At 40.4% G+C, this 23,745-nt stretch carries 15 protein-coding genes; all 15 read right to left on the minus strand.

From position 1 onward, the window contains the following. Window positions 1-12: 12 nt before the first annotated feature. Complete coding sequence (locus ACYVM0_RS21080) at window positions 13-1,557, minus strand: alpha/beta hydrolase family protein (protein ID WP_460560387.1); 1,545 nt, start codon at window positions 1,555-1,557, stop codon at window positions 13-15. Window positions 1,558-1,591: 34 nt separating this feature from the next. Further along, window positions 1,592-3,529 carry a sialate O-acetylesterase family protein gene (locus ACYVM0_RS21085; RefSeq protein WP_460560389.1) on the minus strand — a complete coding sequence of 646 codons (1,938 nt, stop codon included), beginning with the start codon at window positions 3,527-3,529 and terminating at the stop codon, window positions 1,592-1,594. 4 nt (window positions 3,530-3,533) lie between these two features. Next, window positions 3,534-5,036, minus strand: a complete 1,503-nt coding sequence (locus tag ACYVM0_RS21090) for a TolB family protein (RefSeq protein ID WP_460560391.1) — start codon at window positions 5,034-5,036, stop codon at window positions 3,534-3,536. A gap of 1 nt (window position 5,037) precedes the next feature. Beyond that, entirely contained in the window at window positions 5,038-6,123 is a 1,086-nt protein-coding gene (locus ACYVM0_RS21095; RefSeq protein WP_460560393.1) for an alpha/beta hydrolase, read from the minus strand. Window positions 6,124-6,248: 125 nt separating this feature from the next. Then, a complete protein-coding gene (locus tag ACYVM0_RS21100; RefSeq protein ID WP_460560395.1) occupies window positions 6,249-7,010 on the minus strand; it encodes a cupin domain-containing protein in 762 nt (253 codons plus the stop codon). Between the two features lie 8 nt (window positions 7,011-7,018). Next, window positions 7,019-8,395 (minus strand): Gfo/Idh/MocA family protein, encoded by a 1,377-nt coding sequence (locus tag ACYVM0_RS21105; RefSeq protein ID WP_460560397.1) that lies wholly within the window; start codon window positions 8,393-8,395, stop codon window positions 7,019-7,021. A 2-nt stretch (window positions 8,396-8,397) separates the two neighbouring features. Further along, on the minus strand, window positions 8,398-11,013 hold the full coding sequence (locus tag ACYVM0_RS21110) for a glycoside hydrolase family 3 protein (RefSeq protein WP_460560399.1): 2,616 nt from the start codon (window positions 11,011-11,013) through the stop codon (window positions 8,398-8,400). A 116-nt stretch (window positions 11,014-11,129) separates the two neighbouring features. Further along, window positions 11,130-12,164 carry a glycoside hydrolase family 43 protein gene (locus ACYVM0_RS21115; RefSeq protein WP_460560401.1) on the minus strand — a complete coding sequence of 345 codons (1,035 nt, stop codon included), beginning with the start codon at window positions 12,162-12,164 and terminating at the stop codon, window positions 11,130-11,132. A 29-nt stretch (window positions 12,165-12,193) separates the two neighbouring features. Further along, complete coding sequence (locus tag ACYVM0_RS21120; RefSeq protein ID WP_460560403.1) at window positions 12,194-13,627, minus strand: MFS transporter; 1,434 nt, start codon at window positions 13,625-13,627, stop codon at window positions 12,194-12,196. Window positions 13,628-13,648: 21 nt separating this feature from the next. After that, a complete protein-coding gene (locus ACYVM0_RS21125; protein ID WP_460560405.1) occupies window positions 13,649-14,767 on the minus strand; it encodes an endo-1,4-beta-xylanase in 1,119 nt (372 codons plus the stop codon). 32 nt (window positions 14,768-14,799) lie between these two features. Next, the gene (locus tag ACYVM0_RS21130; RefSeq protein WP_460560407.1) at window positions 14,800-17,370 is read right to left on the minus strand and encodes a glycosyl hydrolase 115 family protein; all 2,571 of its coding nucleotides are present in this window, start codon (window positions 17,368-17,370) and stop codon (window positions 14,800-14,802) included. 24 nt (window positions 17,371-17,394) lie between these two features. After that, window positions 17,395-19,077, minus strand: a complete 1,683-nt coding sequence (locus tag ACYVM0_RS21135) for a glycoside hydrolase family 43 protein (RefSeq protein ID WP_460560409.1) — start codon at window positions 19,075-19,077, stop codon at window positions 17,395-17,397. Between the two features lie 45 nt (window positions 19,078-19,122). Then, complete coding sequence (gene uxuA / locus ACYVM0_RS21140; protein WP_460560411.1) at window positions 19,123-20,295, minus strand: mannonate dehydratase; 1,173 nt, start codon at window positions 20,293-20,295, stop codon at window positions 19,123-19,125. Window positions 20,296-20,473: 178 nt separating this feature from the next. Beyond that, window positions 20,474-22,108, minus strand: coding sequence for a GH35 family beta-galactosidase (locus ACYVM0_RS21145; RefSeq protein ID WP_460560413.1), 1,635 nt, complete (start codon window positions 22,106-22,108; stop codon window positions 20,474-20,476). A gap of 5 nt (window positions 22,109-22,113) precedes the next feature. After that, window positions 22,114-23,715 carry an endo-1,4-beta-xylanase gene (locus tag ACYVM0_RS21150; RefSeq protein ID WP_460560415.1) on the minus strand — a complete coding sequence of 534 codons (1,602 nt, stop codon included), beginning with the start codon at window positions 23,713-23,715 and terminating at the stop codon, window positions 22,114-22,116. Window positions 23,716-23,745: the final 30 nt, after the last annotated feature.

Genomic DNA, 23,745 nt, shown 5'->3' on the forward strand with positions numbered 1-23,745 from the left:
TTTTACAGATTGTTATTGTGTTTTGTTATACTTTAAAAACTTACTTGCCCAAGGAATAAAAAATTTAAAGTTTGGCCCATCAGTATGTCCGCCATCATGCTGCCTCCATGCCAGCTCCCCATCCAGCATATCTGTAAGCATGGGTGGCATTTTCTCTTTCAAGTAATCATTACTTACACCTATATCTTTTGCACCTAATAATTTAAATACTGATCCCGCTGCTACTGTTGCCATATAGCTCCCGGTTTGATCAAGCCATTTGGCATCACCTTTTTCAGGAATGCCATAACTGATGAATGTTAATCGGGGTGCACAAAGCGCAATCAGTTCATGCGAATCTACGGTAAGATCACAACCTGTTTTTCTCCCAAAGGAAGATTCTTCTGTTGCATATTTTAAATAGTTCCCGGTCATCCAGTGGTACTCACCGGTACCTGCAAGACTTTCCACTGCTTCACCAAACACACGACGCTCCAATGTTGCGCCGCCTTTTCCTGAAGAACCAATTAATCCTACAGCAAAACGTTGTTCAAATGCCAGGGTAACTAATGCCGCTTTTCCATAACGGGATACACCTTCAATGCCTACTTTTTTTGCATCCACCATGGTATCTGTTTCTAAATAGTCCAGTCCCCTTGCGGCACCCCATGCCCATGCCCGTAACGATCCCCAATCACCTGGTTTGCGTGGCTGGCCTTTGTTTACCAATCCAATAATTCCTCTTGTAAGCCCTGCGCCATTATCGGCCTGGATGCTGTTTGGGTCAATAGTGGCATAGCCCCACCCTGCCGCCAGCAATTGTTCTGCAGGAGATAAATTTTCTATTGCAGGTAATGCAAAGAAATTTGGACCGGCCAATCTGGTTACCGGACTGTAGACAGGATATTTATCGAATATAATTTTCAATGAAGGATCATATTTTATTATCATCTCCTTAAATGCAGCATTCAGTTTTTCCATCTCTGCAAGCGAGGGTTGCGCAGGTGCAGGAAAGGAAGGCAGGCCAAACATCATTAATACCGGTACCGGGCCTTTTACATTTGTCGGCAATACTACCATCATGTTGATGTCTACACTAATCAGCGGGTATGCATTATTGTTAACATGCCCCGTTACCTGCTTTACAATGGCCGGCGTGCGCCCGATAAATTCACGGTCAGTTATTTTAACTGTCCAGTTTACTTCGGGTACGTTTACGGGAATACTGCCATACAACTCATTTTCGATATCTGCCACCAATTCGGGCCTTCGCAAGCTCCACCAGCTTTCAGGGGTTATTATTTTTTTGCCGTTTTTTGCAGTAAGAATATCCGGCAATTGCGGACAAGGGTTTGCCACAGTTTCATCATAGTTGGCATGATTAGGTGCCGAGGCATCGCCACTTGGGCCGGACCGTAATTTTTTTATACCCAATTGCTGCATCATATTATCATGATCCTGCTGTGCAGTAAATGTTACCAGCTTTGGATATTTGCTGCTATCAATTATTGAAGACTGCGCCGTTGCCGTAGCTGCAACACATAATGACAGCAACAAAAAAAATGTATTCTTTTTCATTTTTACTGTTTGATATTTTTCATACTATGATTAATCATTGCGTATATCCATCTGTTCTGAATGGCGATGCAGGCAATCCTTCTTTATTATAAAAATTCACATCGGGGTTATCTGCCCATGCATAACGTACATACATTGGATGAGCAACAGCATCGCTGCCAACAATTATTTTATCACCTTCAATTGTTGCCTTTGCCCAAACAAATTTTTTATCCGCTCCTGCAATGGCAAATTCTCTCAGCTCTTCTCCATCCTTACTAATAAGGCCGCTGCCAATATTGCTAAAGGAAAGTATTATTTTACCTGCATCAATTGTGGCGGTTTTAAAAACCGGCCCTGAATAAACGATATCTTTTCCATATACCATTTTATCAGCGATCAATGCCAGCCTGTCGCCAACAGCTTTTTTATTATCCGGATGAATATCATTCCATTCACCCAAATCAATCGCTACTGCCATCCCTGTATTAGGAACAGACAGAGATTTAAGTTGCGCTTCTCTCAGTTCTGCCCACTGGCTTTCGGAAGGCAGGTAATTGGCATCCATAAAATTGGGCAGTTGCACATAGCAAAAAGGAATATCCCCCTGCTGCCATTTTTTGCGCCAGTCAATTATTTGTGCCGGTTGCAATTGTGCATATTCTTTTCCCCTGCCTGAGTTTGCTTCGCCCTGGTACCATACAATACCTTTAATGGTATAATTAATAACCGGTGCTACCATGGCATTGTATAATGCAGCCGGTTGATTTTGTGCAGCAATGCCACCACCACCCGGCCCCTCACCGGGAATAAAAACTTCTCCCACTTTGTATTGCCAGTACCCCTTTAAATCAATGGTGTCATTACCGGCAAATAAACAGTAAGGTTTATCCGCAACAAATCCGCCCTTGCCGGCATTATTCGTCACTTTTACTACTATAATATTTTTCCCTTCCTTTAATATATCTGCAGCAACAGCATATCTTCTTTGCGGATACATGTAACCGGTAGTACCCACCTGTTTTCCATTAATGTATACAACATCTGCATCAACAATTCTTCCGAGAAACATTTTTGCAGGTTTCCCTACAATAGCTGCAGGCACAGCAATTTCTTTCCTGTACCATACCACACCATTCAGGTCTTTAATACCCTGGTCTTCCCAATAACCGGGTACCGCAATTGTTTTCCATCCTGCCGGAACATAAGTAAGATCATACCAGGGCCTGGAACCTGTCATTCCTTTATCCTGCGATGTTCTTTTTACATTCTTTGCCAAAGCGTTTCTTAATAGCCCATTGATATAAGCAGTGTCTTTATTTTTTTTTATTGTGTTGATCAATGCTGGAAAATCCTTTAACCCTTCTTCACTTGTCCATGCTTCAATTGGCGTACCACCCACACTGGCATTGATAATACCGATGGGTATATGGTACTCTTCGTAAATTTTCCTGGCAAAGAAAAAAGCTACTGCAGAAAATGGCCTTACGTCTTCTGATACAGCTGCTTTCCAGAAGCCTGCCGGCAAATTATCTTTCGGGCCATTTAAACTGGTAAGTGTGGGAATTAAAAACTGCCGTATCTCAGGATAGTTAGCCATGGCAATATCATTGGCATAAGTAACATCATGTATATTCATTTGATGCACCATATTGGATTGCCCGGAGCAAAACCACACATCTCCAATCAGGATATTGTTCAGCGTTATTTTATTCTTGCCGGAAATGATCATGCTGTAAGGGCCACCTGCCTTCATGGCGCCCAGAACAATTTTCCATTTACCATCTGCCGTAGCTTTGGTAGTATATTTTTTTTGATTAAATACAACCGTGATTTTTTCATTAGTGGATGCCCATCCCCAGATATTAATTTCTGCATCCCGTTGCAGCACCATGCTATCCCTTACCAATGCAGGCAATTTAACCTGGCCGGATATTTTTTCAGTATTTACCAACTGAACAACCAATAAAAAAACAAGCCAAATTTTTTTCATTTGATTACTTTATTTGTGTATTACTGATGAATGCGATCTGTTTACTATCCGGCGACCATGAAGGTACGTTAATGGTTCCCTGGCCGCCATATACATACGCAATGTTTTTTGGTGCACCACCATTTATTGGCAGCAAACGGATATAAGTTTTTTGATAGAACGGATGTGTTGTGGGATCAAGATCTTTGGAAAAGGAAATGTACACGATCCATTTACCATCAGGAGAAATATGCGGAAACCAATCATTGGTTTCATCAAAAGTTACCTGTTCAGGATTGCTGCCATCGGGTTTCATCCGCCAGATTTTCATGGTGCCTGTTCTTACCGAATTAAAATAGATCCATTTACCATCGGGTGTATATTCTGCACCATCATCCAATGTGATATCATTGGTTAACGCGGTTTCTTTTTTTGTGGCAATATCAATGGCCCAGATATCCCATTGTTTATTTCTTAACCCGGTAAAGATCAACCGTTTTTTATCGGGGCTCCAGCCATGCAGGTAAGAAGGGATAAGTGTATCGGATGTAATTTGTTCCGGCTTATCCGAACCTGTAGCGGGTAAAATAAATATGGTTGACTTACCGCCAAGATGGTTACTGATGCCCAACATTTTTCCATCCATTGATAATACATGATCGTTATTAAGATCATCAGCTGCACCGGTATTTATTTTTTCAACAGTGCCTGTTTTTAAATTGTATTTGTATAACAGTCCTTCTGAACTATACAACAGGTTTTTATTATCCGGTGTCCAGTTAGGTGCCTGCAAAGAATTGGGCGCACTATAAAGAATTTTTCTAAGCCCGGTTGCCACATTCATTACTTCAAGATGGCTGCCAATATAATCGGTATAAGGTTTATAATTTTTTGCAGGAGGAATGATGACCCTTACATTACTGAAAATTGCTTTCTCAAGTACAGCATCTGCATGAGAACATAAATAAATACCCACATAAGCTTCTTCATTTAATTCCATTTCTTTAGTTACCGATTTATAATTTTCGCCGTATGTAGCAGCAGAAAAAGTAAAGGTATTACCGTTACGTTCAAATTCTATTTCTGTTGGATGGATAGAAGGAACCAGCAACTGCCCGGTACTATCGCCATCGGTTTGCCGGTATTGCATCGACGTATTTAGAGGCAATCCCCCGTGAAATGTGCCATCAATATACCTGGAGTCGATGGTTAATTTATCCCTTACCATCACCCCCAGTTTGCGATGCCCTTCCACGCCGTTACCAATAAAATGCACTGTTGCTTTTATAATAAAATCACCTTTTATTTTTTTCCAGGCAAATTGAAACTGGTCTTGCTTTGCCCACACATTTTTTCCTGCAGCGGATAACAGGTAAGTCTGGTCAGCCGCATTATAAACAGTATTGCCCTGTAAAACAGGATTACCCACATCCCCATGTGCTTCAAAAACTCCAACGCTGTTTTGTTGTGCCACAGCAGTCATTAAAAAAATGAATGCACATAGTATAAGTAGTGTTATCTTCTTCATACTAGTTGGTTTTAGTAAAGTAAAGTGTTGAGCCATAGCGTGCCAGGTTAAAACCTTCTACCTTACCAGCAGTTATGTTGAAGTAGAGGTTAAAAAATTCATGCGTGGCATAAAAATGTTTTTCTGTGTTTACAAAAAGCGGAAATTTATTTTCCTGCTCATAATAAAAAGCCAGGCCATCTGCATCATTCCTGATCTCAATTTTTTTCCCGTCGGCCATGGTATAGATTCCTGTATATTTTTTTAAATCTGCATTGCTGAATTTTAATTGGGCTCTTTCAAAAATATATTGCAAGCCCCTGGAGTAAGTTTCGCTTTTAGTGCCTGAGTGCCCGGTATTTTCCAATACCTTAGAACGAAGGTTAACATTGGGATATTTGCGGCCCGACATTTTAGCGGCTAATTTTTCAAACACCGGCCTTCCTCTTTCCACATCTCCCACAGTCATATAAACCCGGAGTGATTTAGCCAGTTTTTTCTCTGCAAATATTTTTTCATATTTATACAACACTTCATTAGCCCAGCCAACAGCAGGGCTTGCAGCTGCATAACCGGTAAACATATCGGTATGTGTAAATAAAGTATACAGAGTAAATAATCCGCCTAATGAACAGCCCATCAATGTCCTGTTATCATTATCTGCTTTATAATTAGTCTCTATAAACGGGAACAATTCATTCTTCATAAAGTCGAGAAATTTATCTGCCCCCCCGCTTTGCATTAATCTTGCTTCATTAACCGGCGTATAATCTCTTGCACGTAAACTATCAGGATTGGGATTTACACCACCCCATGTTACACCTACCACAATCAATTCAGGAATAAAGCCATCGAAATATTGTTGCCCGTAAATTGATTTTACATTGGGGAAATCCCATTGCGAATCCATCAGGTACACCACCGGGTATTTTTTAGTACTGGTGGCATAACCGGAAGGCAATAAAATCTGTAATTCATATTGTTGGCCCGCAACAATTGCGGAAGTAATTTTTCTTACTTCAGAACCCGGAATATCTACACGGGGAAAAGGTTGCGCATTAACTGCAAGTATATTTAATACCAGCAGTGTGAGGATAATTTTTTTCATTAGCAAGGTTTATTTGTTGAGTGTTATTGCGATTGCAGAAGCAATTTAACACTCCCCCCTTTAAAAGATTTACATAATCCCACGCCGTTGAATTTTAAACTTACTGAATAAAATTCTCCCTCAATTTATTCGAACTGTATAGCAAAATAAGTAGCTGGCCTGGTGCCGGTATTTTTAATGGCATGTAATACATTGCTACCTAAATAATAAAAGCCGCCGGCATCTACCTTTTTAAATTGCTCCCCTACCTGCATTTCAGTATCACCTTCAACTAACAATACAATTTCTTCTGCTTTGTGCGTATGAGGGTCATGACTGCGAATACCTTCTTTTAATGTGCTTACATGTATCTCAAAACGTTTTTGCATGATGGTACCGCATTCAAAAAAATCTCTTTTGCCTCCGCCAATAGTATTGGGCTTAAAGGGCTGGTGCTCCCAGATCTTTACAAATGATGCTGTGGCCTGCATTTTTTTATTTTCCTGCGATGGCTTACTGCGGTATTTCATAGTATAAAAATCACTGTGATCTCCCCCTGAATTTTTTACTGCAAATTTTTGCCCGGGCATTAATACTGCAGCACTATTGGGTGTTAATACAAAAACTGAATCGTTGAAGCGAATAGTGATATTGCCTGATTTTACAATAATTACCTCTTCATAAACTGAAGGTACCTGCTGCATTATTTCCTTAGTGCTATTGATTGTATTGGCACTTACCTGCATCCATTCAAAATCATGTGCCTTGCCTTCAGCTAAAACAATACCTGATATTTTGTTTTTCTGTACAACCGGTTGTTTCCAGTTATAGGCCCCCGACGCAATGGTATCTTTTTGTGCCACTGCTACAAGTGGCAAAAGCAATAAGATCGTAAGTATTTTTTTCATTGCCTGGTTTATTTTACTTCATAACCCTTACGTTGCGGCCTTGCCAACATTTTATTCGCTTCGTCATCGTTTTTAAATTGCTCTTTTGCCGGGTCCCAATATAGTTTTCGCTTCAGCTTCATGGCAATATGATGCAGCAGGCAGGCCGAGCAGGCACGATGTGCTTCTTCAACCGGTGCAATGGGATTTTTATTATCTATGATAGCTTCCAGCCAGTTGCCGTGGTGTTCTTTACTTACTTCAAAATGAAATTCGCCGGCACCAATTACAGAGGTTAAGATTTTAGGGTCGCTGGCATCTATTTTTTTAGCCGGCACGCCGGGCACCGCAGGATCGCTGCCTGTAACCTGGTAATCGCCACGGGAAACAAATATCCAGCCTTCTGTTCCTTCAAACTTAATACCGTTCTGAAACTCGTTACTAACGATCATGTTTACACCGTTTTCGTACATAGCCTCTGTTTTAAAAATACCATGTACGTTCCATAAACCTCCTGTTGCAAATTCTGCCTTATCGCACCATATTTCTACAGGGCCGCTTTTTTCCATTCCCATTCCCCAATGTGCGCTGTCAATATGATGGGCACCCCAACCGGTGATCATGCCTGCGCCAAACTGTTCGCAACGCAACCAGCCCGGCCGGCCATAGCCTGCCTGCGGATGTACCCTGTCTTCGGTGTAATACACTTCGGGGGTTGATGCCAGCCACATATCATAATCCAGGTTTTTGGGAACCGGCATTTCAATTTTATTTCCTCCCGGCGGATCGCCGGGTAAACCAACATACACTTTTTTCAATTGGCCGATCCGTCCGTTACGCACCAGCTCTGCTGCGTAACGAAATTGTTCTGTACTGCGTTGCTGGCTGCCTACCTGAAATTTTACACCGCTCTTTTGTATAACATCACTTATTACTCTTCCTTCTGCAATAGTAAGCGATGCCGGCTTTTGCATATAAATATGTTTACCTGCTCTTGCAGCAGCCACACCAATCATGGCATGTGTATGGTCGGGTGTGCTGATCAGTACTGCATCAATATCTTTATTTTGTAACAACTCACGGTAATCAGTATACATTTTTACGCCATCAAAATCCTTGCCGTCTCTTTTGCTATAATATTCATTTACCAGTTTTTTCCCGTCGGCTGCACGTACGCTATCCAAATCGCAAACGGCCACCAGTTGTGCGTAATCATACTGCCACACGCCCGGCATATCATGTGTGCGACCGATACGGCCAGTACCAATTGCGGCAACATTAATACGGCTGCTGGGTGCATTTTTACCAAATACACTTGCAGGAACAATAGAAGGAAAAGCTAATAATGCCGAAGCCTTGATTGTAGTACTCAAAAACTTGCGACGTGATTGTGGGTTCCTTTTCATAACTATAGTATTGAAATTATTTTACTTACTACATTACTGGTGGTTGTATTTTTCACAGCGGGTTGTCCGCCGCCCACACTGATCATCAGTTTTCCTTTGGGCAGGTATAATTTTCCCTCTTCATTTACCAGAGACAAATTATCTGCGGTTAAATTAAAGCTTACCGTTTTGCTTTCGCCTGCATTTAGAGTGATACGCTGAAAACCTTTCAGTGCTTTTATTGGTGCATGAATATTTTTATCCAGGTTAGATACATATAATTCCACCACTTCTTCTCCATTCCTTTTACCCGTGTTGGTTACCTGTACCGTTACAAGAGTATTTTTTCCTTTAGTAACTGTTGCCGGTAATTTCAGGTCAGCATATTTAAAAGTGGTGTAACTCAAGCCATAACCAAAAGGATATAATGCCTCTCCATTAAAGTAACGATAGGTTCTTCCTTTCATAGAATAATCGCTGAAGCCCGGCAGGTCATTATCAGTTTTATAAAATGTAACCGGCAATCTTCCTGCAGGATTGTAATCACCAAACAATACATCAGCAATGGCTGTACCGGCACTTTGTCCGCCATACCATGCATTTATAATAGCAGGAATATTTTCATTCTCCCATGGAATAGCAATGGCACTTCCTGTCATCATCACAAATACAACCGGCTTGCCTGTGGCTTGCAATGCTTTCATCATTTGTGTTTGCACTGCTGGTAAAGCAATGGTCGTTCTGTCGCCACCATTAAAACCCGGCGCATTTACAGGCATTTCTTCTCCTTCCAGCTGTGGCGAAATTCCACCTACATACACAATAGCATCTGCATCTTTAATACTGTTGGCCAAAGCAGTAAAATCGGTACGTTCAAAATTTCCTGCCCTTAACCTGATGTTGGCTTTGCCGGCACCCTGCCAGTATTCCAATACCAATTTATAAACAGAGTCTTTTTGCGTTTTCAATTTATAGGTTCTGGCACCCATGCGGTTACGTGTCCATACATTGATGGCATCTTTTCCGTTGATCATGAGTTTATACGCATCATCGCCATCCACTTCAAAAGTTATACTGCCATCAGTGGTGGCGGTATAATCAGTAGTATATCTTGCAGAAAAATTTGTGGCAGTAATATTCCCCACCACCGTTTCTCCTTCCTGCCAGAAATGATCCACTGCACTTTCTGATCTTACAGCAACAGCATCTCCTTTTAATTCCTTATTATTAAAGTATTCTGCTTTAAAACCCTGCCTGCCTTCCCAGCTGAACCGGTTACTAACGTCGGCATATACCAGCAAAGTATCATTTACAAATGTGGTAGCTTTTTCATACACCACTTCTGTATTACTGCCCAGTTTTGTTTTAATGCCATCCAGCACAGTAACAATTTCTGAAGGAATACCATTGTAGTTTCCTAAAACAGCCACACGGTTATCAGCATTAGGGCCCACTATTGCAATTTTCTTAATTGTTTTTTGCAATGGCAAAGTATTATTTTGATTTTTTAACAACACAATACTTTGCTGCGCCATCTTTAATGCCAATGCTTTATGTTCGGGGGCTTCCAATACCGATGACGGCGCATTGGTATATTTTACCATTGCCGGCGGGTCAAACATCCCTAAACGATAACGTATCATAAACAACCTGCGTAATGAAACATCGATCTGTGCTTCGCTTATCAATCCTTGTTTTACGGCATTTAATAAAGTGTAATACACAGAAGTGCCGCATTCAATATCGGTACCGTGCATTACACCATCCACTGCTGCTGTTATTGAGTCTTTATGCGTTCTATGATACTTGAAAAAATCATCAATGGCCCAGCAATCGCTGGTAACATAACCGTTGAACTGCCATTGCTTACGCAGAATATCATTCATCAGCAGGTCGTTGGCGCAACAGGGCTGTGTGTTTACGGCATTGTAAGCACACATTACTCCTGCAACATTTGCTTTGGTAATTAATTCCCTGAATGCAGGTAAATAGGTATCCCACAGATCATAAGTGGAAGGATTGAAATTATCTACATGCCTGCTGGGCTCCGGGCCACTATGCACAGCAAAGTGTTTGGCACATGCAGCAGCTTTTAAATACTTCGGGTCTTCGCCCTGCAATCCTCTTACAAAAGCCTTTGCCATCATTGCAGTTAAAAAAGGGTCTTCTCCATAAGTTTCCTGTCCACGTCCCCAGCGTGGGTCACGAAAAATATTAATGTTGGGCGTCCAGTAAGTTAATCCCAAATACCTGTCTTTTGTTTTACCTTGTTCAATCGCTATATTCTGAATAGCCCTTCCTTCCATGGCAGAATAATCGGCCATGCGGTACAGTGAGTTGCTATCCCAGGTTGCAGCCATACCAATGGCCTGCGGGTAAGCTGTAACTCGAAAGGGTGTTCTTGCAACGCCATGCAAGGTCTCGTTCCACCAGTCGTAAGCCAGGATACCCAGCCTTGGTATAGCTGGTGTGGCATTCAGCATCTGGTGTACTTTTTCATCCAATGTAAGGCGGCTCACCACATCATTTACCCTTTGCTCAAAAGGTAAATTATAATTCCACATGGGAAAAGATTTGTAGTCCTGCGCATGCACCGCAATGGCAAAACAAAACAGCACAAATAAGCATATTCTTTTCATGAAATGTATTTTATCATCAAAAAACCAGGCCCTTTAATAATAGCACTATTCTCTTCAGTATCCGGCTTCAACCAATACAGCCCGGCCGTAGGATGCATAGTTTACTGTATTATTTTTTACAAATACGGCTTTATAGTTTTTATAAACCCATGTTCATCGTATTCCAGTTCAGTAATTTTAACCGATCTCAAATGTGTTACTCCTTTTGATAAACTGCTGTCGTGATAAAACAAATACCACTTATCCTCAAACTCACATATGGAATGATGTGATGTCCAGCCCACAACCGGTTCTAAGATTTTTCCTGCATAAGTAAACGGGCCATATGGATTATCGCCTATAGCATAACAGATAAAATGAGTATCGCCGGTGGAGTAAGAAAAATAATATTTACCCTTGTATTTGTGCAACCACGAGGCTTCAAAAAATCTTCTGTCTTTATCGCCGTTCAATAATGGTTTTCCATTTTCATCCAGTATCACCACATCTTTAGGTGCTTCTGCAAATTCCAATAAATCGTTGGTAAGCCGGGCTACTTTGGCACACAAGGCCGGTTCATCATCTCCGGGCAAAAAAGCAACAGGGCTTTCAGCCTGTTCACTTTTAAATGTACCGGTTCTCCAGCGTTGTAGTTGTCCGCCCCAGATACCGCCAAAGTACATGTAATAATTTCCATCATCATCTTTAAATACAGCGGGGTCTATAGAAAAACTTCCTTTGATCGCCTGGGGTTGTGGCACAAATGGCCCTGAAGGATTATTACTAACGGCTACGCCTATTCTAAAAACACCTTCGTGATCTTTAGCCGGAAAATACAAATAATACTTACCGTCTTTTGCGGCTGCATCTGGTGCCCACATTTGTTTAGCGGCCCATGGCACATCGTTCACATGCAGCGCCGGTCCGTTGTCAACCGCTTCGCTATGTGGCGTATCCATTGACAGTACATGATAATCTTCCATGGCAAAATGGCTCCCCAGGTCATCAAATGCATCGCCTGCATCTATATCGTGTGAAGGATAGATATAGATTTTGCCGTTAAATACATGTGCCGACGGATCGGCTGTGTAAATATGTTTTACCAATGGCTGCGAAATAGCCCGCTGGTTTAATTCGTTGAAATCTATATGGTCAATTGATTCTTCAGGCATAAAATGAATTATTAAAAATGAATAGTGTTTTACTCAGCACGCCGTTGTTTTAAATCGCTCTCAATCTGCATTTCTTTCTTCTTATCTATTTCATAAAAGAAAAGCAACGCCACTGCAAGAAGAAAAGGTATGGCAGGAAAAATACTGATGAGCAGTTTTGTACCATTAATTGCAGTGTCCGATTGGCCGGCTGTACTATTGGCAACATAATTGTATTTGCCCAGTATCCACGACACTAAAGAGCTGCCAATGCTTAATCCTGCTTTAAGGCCAACCATCATAGCAGAAAAAATAATTGCCGTAGCCCTTCTGTTATTTTTCCATTCGCTGAAATCCGCCACATCAGCAATCATCGTCCATAATATAGGAGTGCTTATGCCATAGAAAAAGCCATGCAAAACCTGCGCCCCAAAAATTAATCCAATTGATTTTTGCGGAAAGAAATAAAAGAAAATAATGAAGAGGGTTGAAATAAACAGTGATACCATAAACACATTCCGTTTGCCATATTTATTGGCAAAAGTCTGAGAAAGCATTATGCCTACCAGGCCTACCAAAATGCCACCGCCGTTAAATACGCCCAAGCCCAATGATGTGTCGTTTTCAAAGGTTGGCAGAAATTTTTTAAAGGGTTCTAAGAAAGCAGTAAGTTCCCCTTTGTCAACATAGTTTTCAAAATAATAAACATAAGAACCGCCTTTCATTGCCAGAGTGATAAACACCAATGTAGTAACCACCAGCATGATTACCCATGGCCTGTTTTTAAACAGATCAGCTAAATCTTCTTGTAAACTTGATTTTTGCTCAGGTTTTGGAATCACTCTTTCCCTGGTGGTTAAGAAGCATATTATCAGCATTACAGTTCCTATAATCGCTAATACTGTCATTACCTTAGAGATGCCAATGGCTTTAGCTTCAATACTGTCGCCACCACCTGCCTTGATAATAAAATTATACATAAATACCTGTACAAAAAATTGAGCAAACATTACTGCCACAAAGCGGTAAGCGCCGATACTATTGCGCTCCTTCATATCACCTGTAATTACACCGCTTAATGCCGAGTAGGGTAAATTATTTGCAGCGTACAATAGTAACAGTAATGCATACGTTACAACTGCATAAATAACCTTTCCCTGGTAAGCAAATCCCGGTGTACGAAATGCCAGTATAGAAACCACGCCCAGAGGCACAGCTGTCCATAAAATCCAGGGCCTGAATTTACCCCACCTGCTTTTTGTTCTGTCTGCTATGGCACCCATGATGGGGTTAAAGCCAAATGCAGCTACCAACCCAACAATAAGCGTTAACAGAGAGGCATGTTCAGATTTTAAACCAAAAATATTCAGGTAATAATAAGATATCCATGTAACCAATGTTTGAAAAACCAGGTTAGCAGCAAGGTCGCCCAAACTATAACCAATCTTTTCTTTTACGGATAATTTCTGTGTGATCTCACTCATGGTATATTTTTTAAAAGTTGATTATTTTTTTAATTTAATTACTGCATCAAATGCAGGCTTGGGTTTATAATCTCTGTCGAACAGTAATGGATAATTGGTTCTGCCGGGTATGGGCCATCCGTTCAGCCATGATTGCCTGTCGTTAACACCCCAGAAAGTTACACGGCTTACTTTGTCTTTATGCTTTAAAAATAATTTAAAAAGATTTTCGTATCCTGCTGTAAGTTTTGCCTGCATAGAATCCGGCAACCCTTTTGCATACGGATTCATTTTTTCGGAGTAGGTTGCTTTTATATTTACATCGGCAGCGTCGCCATCCCATGGATTAGGCAATACACCAAGATCCAATTCAGTAAACATTACTTTTATTCCAAGCGCCCCGAATTCAATAATACTTTCTTCAATATCTTTTAAAGGAATATCGTATGCCCGCCAGTGCCCCTGTATGCCCACACCATCTATACGTACACCTGCAGCCTGTATCTTTTTTATCAATGCAATTGCCCCTGCTCTTTTCTTTGGCTGTTCAATATTATAATCGTTGTAATATAATTCGGTATGTGGTGCCGCTTTTTGTGCCAGCCTGAATGCTTCTGTCACAAAATCAGGGCCCAGTTTTTCCAAAAAAACAGATTTACGCAAACTGCCATCTTCGTTTAAAGCTTCGTTTACCACATCCCAGGAAAAAACTTTGCCATCATAACGGCCAGCCACCGTATTGATATGGTTTATAAAATACTGCCTTACAGAATCCGCATCTTTGATTGTGCGTACAAATGCAGGCAACTGGCTATGCCATATTAATGTGTGAGCATTGATCCTGATATTATTTTTTTTTCCATAGGCAACTAATTTATCGGCCATATCAAAATTGTAGGTATCCCATTTGGGATGAATTACTTCCGCCTTCATTATATTTTCGGGCGTGGCAGCATTGAATTGCTGTGGAACCAATATTGCGGCTCCCGAATCCCTCCCTTCAATTTGAAAACTGTTTAAGGCGGTGCCAATAAGAAAGTCTTTTTTATAGGCCTCTTTAAGAGAAGCAGTTTTTGAAATATTTTTTTGAGCACAGCTACAGCCAAAGCTCAATAAACAGAGGACAATAATTCCCGGCCTGTTAAATTTATTTTTTATCATCGGTGAATATTTTATTTTATTTTTTTTGAAAATTATTTTTGTTTTGTTTCCGGGGGGCCAAGATAACTTTGCTTTACCCCTCCAAAATCAAGCACTAATTTTTGCAATACCACACCCGGGTTTACCACCCAGTACTTAAGCACATGTTTTCCCTTTGCCGCAATTCTATGATCGCTGGTTTTTATAATTATGTTTTCACTCACCCATTTGTTCCAGATACCGCCAGCGGATGTTTTATCTTCTTTATTAATACTTAGAATTTGTGGTAGTTCATCATCTACAGATACAGCATATTGTAACCCTTCTGCTGTAGTATGAAAATTTAAAGTGGGAGAAAAATAAGCGTTGACCTTAAACGCTCCGCTGTCGTAAGTATAAAATTCATACTCCAGGTGTGGCGAAGCAGGTGTTACAGTTTGAACTGCGGCAATAACAGGAAAAGTAGTAACTGCATCGCCTGTTCTTCCATTATCAGGTAATATTTTCCAGTTGATAATTTTACTGTTTACAGCTTTTGTAAAATGTGCTGCTTCTATAGCAACTCCGCTTTCTTCATCCTGGAAAAAAACATTGCCTTGTATCCCATGTGGTATACGTGCCTGCATCACATCATTGTATAGTACCGGAGGTGGCGTAGCAATTGAATCCAATGAAACATATTTCACCAATGGCATTTTATTGGATGAAGGCTGCTGCCAGTAAGTATACCCGATATGCGTTTGATCCATCATGTGGTTCCACTTACCATTATTAAGCTGATGATATTGCAATGAAATAAGCGAATCATTTTTATAAAGCAGTTTTACTTTATCAGCATACTCATTTGCAATGGCATATTTGTTTTTGTATGCTATTTTGTTTAATGCTGCATTATAATACATTTCATTAAGGTTAGCACAGGCTTTTACAGGATGCAACACCAGTTGAAAAAAAGCATCCCGGTATGCCGGCAGTATGACAGCATTTATCTTTTCTGCTTTATCCAGTATTTCATTATACTGCTTTACTACATTACTGAATTCTTTGTAATTATCAACACTGTAAGTATTGGCATCCAGTAATTCAGGTTTTCTCCTGCCATTATATTTTGTATATTTTGAAATAATGTCTGCGATATCCTTTGCATACGCACTACCAAATTGTGCGGCGCTCCATTGTTCTGTATATTTTTGCAGGTCATCAGCAGCAATTTTATCCGGATTCCAGGCATAATCTAAAAAGAAAGAAACCGGAAATTCCATTGGCTTAATATCTCCCACATTTACGATCCAGATTTCTTTTGCCTTGTATTCGTAAGCTAAATGCATTTGTTCCCATACCCGGGGAATAGGATTTGTATTGAGCCATTTATAATTTCTCGGCCCGCCCACATAATCAAAATGATAATAAATGCCGTAGCCGCCTTTGCGTGGCGCATCGGTTAATTTTGGCAACTTGCGTATATTGCCCCAGTTATCATCGCACAACAATAAAGTAACATCATCGGGTACACGCATGCCTTTATCATAGTAATCCTGTACTTCCTTATACAATGCCCATAACTGCGGTGTTTCAGCAGCAGGCTTTCCGGTAACATCAGCAATTATCTGCCGCTGGTCTTTTACAATTCTTTCCAATAAAGCAGTAGCTGTTTCCCTGCTCATAGGTTCATCACCGTCGCCACGCATACCTATACTAACAATTTTTTCATTGGTGGCTCTTTGCATACCCGCTTTCCAGAATGCTTTCAGTTTTACTTCATTGCTATCGTAATTCCATTTGCCGTTACCATACCTGCGCCACTCATCATGCGCCCTCATTAAAGGCTCGTGGTGCGATGTGCCAATTACAATACCATATTCATCCGCCGTTTTAATATTCAGGCTATCATCATCATAAAATGCATTGCCCCACATGGCAGGCCATATATAATTTGCTTTCAGGCGCAGCAGTAATTCAAAAACCTTTGCATAAAATAAATGATTAAAGCCACCGAATTTTTCTTTGCTCCAGTTACTTAAAGCCGGCGCTTCATCATTGATAAAAATGCCCCGGTATTTTACTTTGGGTGCATCAGTGATACTTGTATTCGCCTTTACAAATACTGAAGTTGATTTTTTTACAGGAACATCAGCCCACCAATACCATGGTGATACACCAATTTGCCTGGAGAGTTCAAACACGCCGAAAGCTGTACCTCGTCTGTCGTTACCTGCAATTGCCAGCACATTTTGCATGGGCATAAATACCTCGCCTGCATCAATCGACTGAATGGTATACGCTTCCCATTTGCCGGAGATATTTTTAGTATTGAGTAGTTTTTTTGCCGCAAGCTCTTTTATAAAAGCGGAATTAGTGATACTGCCAATTGCTATCAATGTAATGTAAGGCTTATCCAATGTATAAATAACCGGCGGCTTTTTACCTGTTACCATTTCTATATCTGACTGTAGTAACAGCGCAGATTTTTTTACCAAAGCAAAATCATTTGCATCAACATATATCGCAGCGTTCAACAGAGAAAAAGAATTACTGATTTGCTTATCGGAAATAATTTGCTGTGATTGCACAGTGGTGCAGGTTACAACGATAAAAGACAATATCAGCAATCGCAGCTTTTTCATTTTTTGTATTATAAGAATTACAATTTATTTTTTATATACTTCATCTTCACTCCTGCATTCAAACCAGTTGAATAATGCCTTGTTTGTTGATGCCACCCCATTTGAGGTAGCATACATGGTATACATACTGCCCACAAAGCCGCCGGCCCATTTGGTACTTAAAAACCTGCCGTCTTCATTTTCTGCCAATAGGCGCCAGTCATTTTTTTTCCATGCATAATAAAAAGAACAGCCATCACCTTTGGCTTCAATTTTAAAGTATATTTCTTTACCAGTTTTGCCAGGCAGTGACTGTGTTGCTATTATTCCTGGTTTTGCAACCAAAGTATTTTTACCATTCCCTTTTAATAATTGTACTACTGGTTTACCATTTTCTACCGACCGGCAGATAAAATAAAAATTGTTTTCACTTTGAAAAATCATAAGTCCCGCTTTTTCATTTTCATTTGCGGCGTTAAATTCCAGGGCCGTTGCTGCATACCCTTTTATATGGGGCTGCCGAAAACAAACCATAGAAGGATTTTCTTTTCCGGAGCAGGTTTGCGGCTGCAAATCAAGCGACAGCGAGCCAGGTCTTGCTTCCAGGTTGTACCATTGGTTGCGTACTGTTCGCAAAAAAGAATACCGGTTGTTTAATATCGAGGTATTAAAATCATCCCTGAAAAAATAATTACCAGAAAATTTTTCTGCCGTTTTTTTTACAACAGCATTAATCGGGTAGGAATATTGCACTTCGGCAAAACCGGGATTGATAACAGGCCAGTCATCTTTCCATGCTACCGGAGCCATAAAAGTTTCTCTTCCGGTATTATAAAAATCTCCCTGATAAGGACGGCAGCCTAAAAAAACGGCCCACCATTTTCCATCTGTTGCCTGTACAAGGTCGGCATGGCCGGTTGTGGTGATGGGGTTTTTTCTAGTGGAGTCCAGGTTACGTTGTGTAAGTATGGGATTGTTTTGATACGATACAAAAGGTTCATCAAGGCTTTTTGTTCTGAAAATTACTTCACTGTGATTATAGCCTGTTCCACCTTCGGCGCACATTAAATAATAATATTCTCCAACTTTATATAAATGCGGCCCTTCAATCCAGATCGGCTTTTTTGCAATATCAGTACCGCCATTGATCAGTAATTTTTCTTCGCCTGTCACTTTGAAATTTGTATAATCAAATGCATACATTCTTATAGTGCGGTGACCGTCATACAAAGATTTATTTTCCGGCGGATCGCTGTTGTAAACGATGTAGGCTTTGTCCCCGATAAAATCAATGGATGGATCAATACCTTTTACTTCCGGTAACCATATAGGATTACTCCATGGCCCTTTGGGATCTTTTGCAGTAACAATAAAATTGCCTCCCTTGTCAATCAGTGTACATAAAATATAAAATGTACCATCATGATAACGGATAGCAGGTGCAAACAAACCTCTCGAAACACCTGCACCATCAAGGTTTAATTGTTCGGGCCTGTTAAGTGCATAGCCAATTTGTTGCCAGTTTAATAAATCGGTACTGTGAAAAATGGGCAGCCCGGGATAATAGGCAAACGAAGAGTTGACGATGTAATAATCATTGTTAGCCCTGCAAATACTCGGATCGGGATAAAAACCGGATAATATGGGATTGGTAAAAGACTGCGATCGGGTGGCATGTACTGAAAGTATCAGTACAATTATCAATATCAGTTTGTACAATCTTTTCATTATTTATTATCCGTTATAGTTTAAAAATTAAAAGTTGTCATTTTTTTATAGCATTTTGCTTAATGCATATTCCACACCACGCAATTCGGCCAATCCTTTCAATCTGCCTATTGCAGAATAACCGGGATAAGTTTTCTTTTTCAGATCATCCAGCATCTGGTGCCCGTGATCGGGGCGCATTGGCAACGATATATTTCTACGTTGCATCAGCAGTAATACTTCTTTTATGATGGCATACATATCTGCATCACCTTCCAGGTGATTGGCCTCATAAAAATTTCCGTTACCATCACCTTTGGTATTTCTTAAATGTAAAAAATGAATATGATCACCAAAGCGCTGAATCATCTTCACCAGGTCATTATCGGGCCTTGCACCAAATGAACCAGTGCAAAAACAAAAACCATTTGCTTTAGAAGGCACCGCAGCAATCAGATCAGCAGCGTCCTGTTCAGTACTCATAATTCTTGGTAAACCTAAAACAGCATATGGCGGGTCATCAGGATGAATGGCCATTAACAAACCACATGCTTCTGCAACGGGAATTACCTGTTGTAAAAAATAAAATAAATGCTCTTTTAATTTTTTTGCATCAATACCTGCATAAGTTTTTAATGCTGCCAAAACCTGATCTGGGGTAAAGGCATCATCACTTCCCGGCAAACCCAACATACCATTACGAAAAACTTTTTCTTTTTCTGCATCGGTCATCAAAGCAAATTTCTGTTCTGCTTTTTTGATTTCTTCAGCAGTATAATCATTTTCTGCGCCGGGCCTTTTTAATAAGAACAGGTCAAACGCTACAAATGCCAGGCGTTCAAAATACAATGCTGTTGCACCATTGGGCAATTGCCAGGCCACATCGGTACGCAACCAATCCAGTACCGGCATAAAATTATAGGTCACCACTTTTAAACCACAGGCAGCTACATTTTTTAAACTGATCTTATAATTTTCAATGTGCTGCAAATAATCACCGCTTTGTTTTTTGATATCATCACTTACCGGTAGGCTTTCAATTACGGTCCAGCTCATGCCGGCATCTTCAACCAGTTTTTTTCTTTTTTCAATTTCATCCATCGTCCATACATCACCAACAGGTACCTGGTGCAAAGCTGTTACCACACCTTTACAACCGGCCTGTAAAATATCGGCCAGGCTTACCGGATCGTTCGGCCCGTACCAGCGCATAGTTTGATGCATCAGGTGGTTAGTCATTATTTTGATTTTATAATCCTGTTTTATAATTTATCAATCTTAATATCATAAGTAATCAATACAACCTTTCTCATTTAAAAAATTAAAAAGGAAGGATGTAAAACATCCCTCCTGCCAACTACTAATAAACGAGAAAAGATTTTTACTATCTTTTTCAGCGAAGTATTTACTCCGCTGATTAATTATCAATTTTTGCAGGTGAATTATACAATTGCACTTTTTGAATCCCCCAGTCTCCCACTGCAAAACGAATATGTCTTCCCTGGTGATCCTGGTCGCCATTCATTCTTCTGCCTTTAATTACTGCACCATTTTCATACCTTACTTCGTCAGCTGCTGCAATATTACTCACCATATTTTTATCGGTGTTTTCAAATGTAACCACTATACCGGAACCTGCAACTAAAAATTCATCGGGTGCTGTTTGTAAAATTATTCCCCCTGTTGTACTCCAAATTGAATCTTTTGCTTCGGCAGACCATGACAGTGTAGCTTCGTGCGATACCACCAGTTTATACTGCCCCATTTTTACAGTAGTGCTCCTGTTTTGTTTATCCAGTAAAAACCCATCCATGCCAAGCCATTGTTTATTTACTATAAATGGTGTTAGCTGCTGCATGATATCATAGCTTTTTGCTAACGATACAGCAGCACTGTTTTCCGATTCTATAGAGAAGGGAGAAAAACCGATCGCTTTATAATGCCCGATAATAAAAAAAGTTTTTGCCGCACAGGTTTTATCAAATTGTATTTCGGGTACAAACAAAGTGTTATTATTTCTTACATACAGATCGCACCAGTATTTTGTATCGGGGTTATAAAAATCCGGTGATAACATATTTAATGCCGGTGCGCCGGCCTGCCAGATATCCATTACCTGCGGCAATGGTCCTGCACTGGGGTACTGCCCCGGTAATTTACCCGGCCTTGGTAATGCCGCATTCACATACATGGGCAGGTTGTATTCTTTTTTACCTGCCAGTGTAACTTCATTGGTATATTTTGCATAGTACCATGCCTGGAAAATTTCATCCGTTAATACCCCTGCCCCAAAAGTAGCGGCCCAGGTATCGTTTGTTTTAAAATTTTGTTTCTCCCATTTCTCCCTTAATTCGGGAACCAGGTTGTTCTTATTTTTTTGCAGGTAAGCCATTAACTCTGCCGGCAGTTTCGCATTAAAATAATTATCGGCAGTTTTAGAAAACTCTCTTGACGTAGGTAACATTCCAATTTCATTTTCTACCTGAACCATTATCACAGTTTTTCCGTTACCGTCAATTTCTTTTGTATGACGCATTAAAGCAGCGAAAGCTTTTTTATCCGCTTCCAGTGTTTCCTTGCCAAAAACAGAAAATATCTCCTGGCTTCTTGCTGCTGTATCCTGCGTTCGGGGAAAACGTTTCGGATTTTTTTTCATCCACAATGGTGCATAACAACTCATACTGTTCTTCCATGCTCCAAACCACAAAAAAACAATCTTCATATTATGTTGCCTTGCATCAGCAATCATGCCATCTACCAGGGTAAAATCAAATTTATTTTCTTCAGGTTCCAGCAGTTCCCAATACACAGGCACCAGCACTGTATTCAAATGCATTTGCTGCAAATATTTCCAGGCGGGTTTTAAATACTCGATATTGGAAGCGCTTGAATTACCCAGCTCTCCTCCCAAAATCAAAAACGGCTTTCCATCAATAAGTAATTGAGGAAAGCCGTCTGTTTTTTTAAGTTGCACGCCCGAATTGTTATCCTGTGCATGAATAACCGATGCACAGAATAACAAAACCAGCGACAGGATATTTTTATATCTCATTTTTATCATTTTCCATTCAATGCATTTAATACACCGGAATAAGCTACTTTCTTTGAAAAATCAGCACGGTACATCAGCGGAAATTCTTTACCGTTGTTATATAACCAGCTGGTGTTATCAGATACGCCCCATACAGTGATACCATATTGTTGCGCTTTAGGTACATATTTTAAATAAGAAGCTACAACATAATTATACATTTGCGCCTGGTAATTTTCTTCCAAAGGCGTAAGTACATAACCAGGTACAACAGCCGGGTTAATTTTTACATCCAATTCTGATACATGTACTTTTAAACCTGTTGCGGCCAGCTTTTGAAACATCTTATCAATACCATCGTAACTGGTGTTTCTTGAAATATGCATCTGTGTTCCGATACCATCAATTTTTGCACCTTTGCCTTTTAACTCTGCCACCATTGCAATTAAAGAATCCAGCTTTACAGGCCTTGATTCAAGATTATAATCATTGATGAATAATAAAGCAGCAGGATCGGCAGCTTTTGCATAGTTAAATGCTTTCAGTGCATAATCCCTGCCCAGATAGTTAGACCATACTAACCAGTCATTAGCCCCGGTAGGTGCCGGACTGTTGGCATTGTTACGCAGGTTACCGTTATCATCCATCAATTCATTTACCACATCCCAGGCTTTAACCTTTGTTTTATAGCGGGTAACCATAGTAGTAATGTAGTTACCCAATGCGGTATCTAATTTATTAGCAATTGCTGCACCGCCGGGTACCGGTATTACCTCCTTTACACTTACATCATCTATATAATAGGTATTGGCCACCTGACCCATGTCAAATAAGAAAGTAGTAGAAGCAATATTCGCAGTAATGGTCCAGATGATATTCTGGTAAGTTGTTCCGATGGTCTGGTCGCCCTGGTATTGAGAATTGGTTGGACCGGTTGACAAACGGATAGAACCGCCGGGAGATGCTGCTTTTACCCAATACGATATCGCATACTGCTTACCGGGAGTAGTTGCAAATGCAGCGCTGGATACCTGCACTTTCCATTGATTACCTGTTTGAGCGGTAGGATTAATTACTTTCATGCAGGTAGTTCCTGTTCTGGCATCACCTGCTGCAGAACTTGCTGCAATGGTAGCGCCATTAGTGTTAAAAATGGACCAGCCACTCAAACCTCCCACTTCAAAGCCCGGGTTGGTAGCCAGTTCTGCCGCGGCAGGCACCACTAATCCTGAATAACTCTTCAGATATGTGGCGTTTTGCTGCGAGTGCCACCCCAACGTGTGCCCGAAAATATCCAGGGTACCAACCGCAGCTACCAGAGCATCGGTATTGGTAAAATCCATGGTACCATTATCTTTCACTATAGAAGAGTGTTTCATCAGGTTACCAAAAGTTACCTGGTTAAAATCTCTTTTAACAACATCCGAATAGGCGGAATTAGTAACCATTGCCGGAAAATCGATGGCAACGCCAATGAAATTTCCGTTTGAGGCATCTTTTAAAGCAGCTGTACCATCATTATATCCACCGGTATTAAGGGTACCGGTATCTTTCATTTTTGTACAGGCACTGAATGCTATGATCATTAATGCTGAAGGCAGTATTACGCTGCTGAATATTTTTTTCATTGTACTTATTTTAAAGTTTACAATTTAGAA

This window comes from Ferruginibacter profundus, from assembly GCF_054783275.1.

What these genes read in the sequence shown, in the direction of transcription:
- ACYVM0_RS21145 (WP_460560413.1), bottom strand. Translation starts at nt 22,108, where the DNA reads ATGAGATATAAAAATATCCTGTCGCTGGTTTTGTTATTCTGTGCATCG.
- ACYVM0_RS21135 (WP_460560409.1), bottom strand. Translation starts at nt 19,077, where the DNA reads ATGAAAAGATTGTACAAACTGATATTGATAATTGTACTGATACTTTCA.
- ACYVM0_RS21120 (WP_460560403.1), bottom strand. Translation starts at nt 13,627, where the DNA reads ATGAGTGAGATCACACAGAAATTATCCGTAAAAGAAAAGATTGGTTAT.
- uxuA (WP_460560411.1), bottom strand. Translation starts at nt 20,295, where the DNA reads ATGACTAACCACCTGATGCATCAAACTATGCGCTGGTACGGGCCGAAC.
- ACYVM0_RS21105 (WP_460560397.1), bottom strand. Translation starts at nt 8,395, where the DNA reads ATGAAAAGGAACCCACAATCACGTCGCAAGTTTTTGAGTACTACAATC.
- ACYVM0_RS21110 (WP_460560399.1), bottom strand. Translation starts at nt 11,013, where the DNA reads ATGAAAAGAATATGCTTATTTGTGCTGTTTTGTTTTGCCATTGCGGTG.
- ACYVM0_RS21150 (WP_460560415.1), bottom strand. Translation starts at nt 23,715, where the DNA reads ATGAAAAAAATATTCAGCAGCGTAATACTGCCTTCAGCATTAATGATC.
- ACYVM0_RS21115 (WP_460560401.1), bottom strand. Translation starts at nt 12,164, where the DNA reads ATGCCTGAAGAATCAATTGACCATATAGATTTCAACGAATTAAACCAG.
- ACYVM0_RS21085 (WP_460560389.1), bottom strand. Translation starts at nt 3,529, where the DNA reads ATGAAAAAAATTTGGCTTGTTTTTTTATTGGTTGTTCAGTTGGTAAAT.
- ACYVM0_RS21090 (WP_460560391.1), bottom strand. Translation starts at nt 5,036, where the DNA reads ATGAAGAAGATAACACTACTTATACTATGTGCATTCATTTTTTTAATG.
- ACYVM0_RS21125 (WP_460560405.1), bottom strand. Translation starts at nt 14,767, where the DNA reads ATGATAAAAAATAAATTTAACAGGCCGGGAATTATTGTCCTCTGTTTA.
- ACYVM0_RS21080 (WP_460560387.1), bottom strand. Translation starts at nt 1,557, where the DNA reads ATGAAAAAGAATACATTTTTTTTGTTGCTGTCATTATGTGTTGCAGCT.
- ACYVM0_RS21095 (WP_460560393.1), bottom strand. Translation starts at nt 6,123, where the DNA reads ATGAAAAAAATTATCCTCACACTGCTGGTATTAAATATACTTGCAGTT.
- ACYVM0_RS21100 (WP_460560395.1), bottom strand. Translation starts at nt 7,010, where the DNA reads ATGAAAAAAATACTTACGATCTTATTGCTTTTGCCACTTGTAGCAGTG.
- ACYVM0_RS21130 (WP_460560407.1), bottom strand. Translation starts at nt 17,370, where the DNA reads ATGAAAAAGCTGCGATTGCTGATATTGTCTTTTATCGTTGTAACCTGC.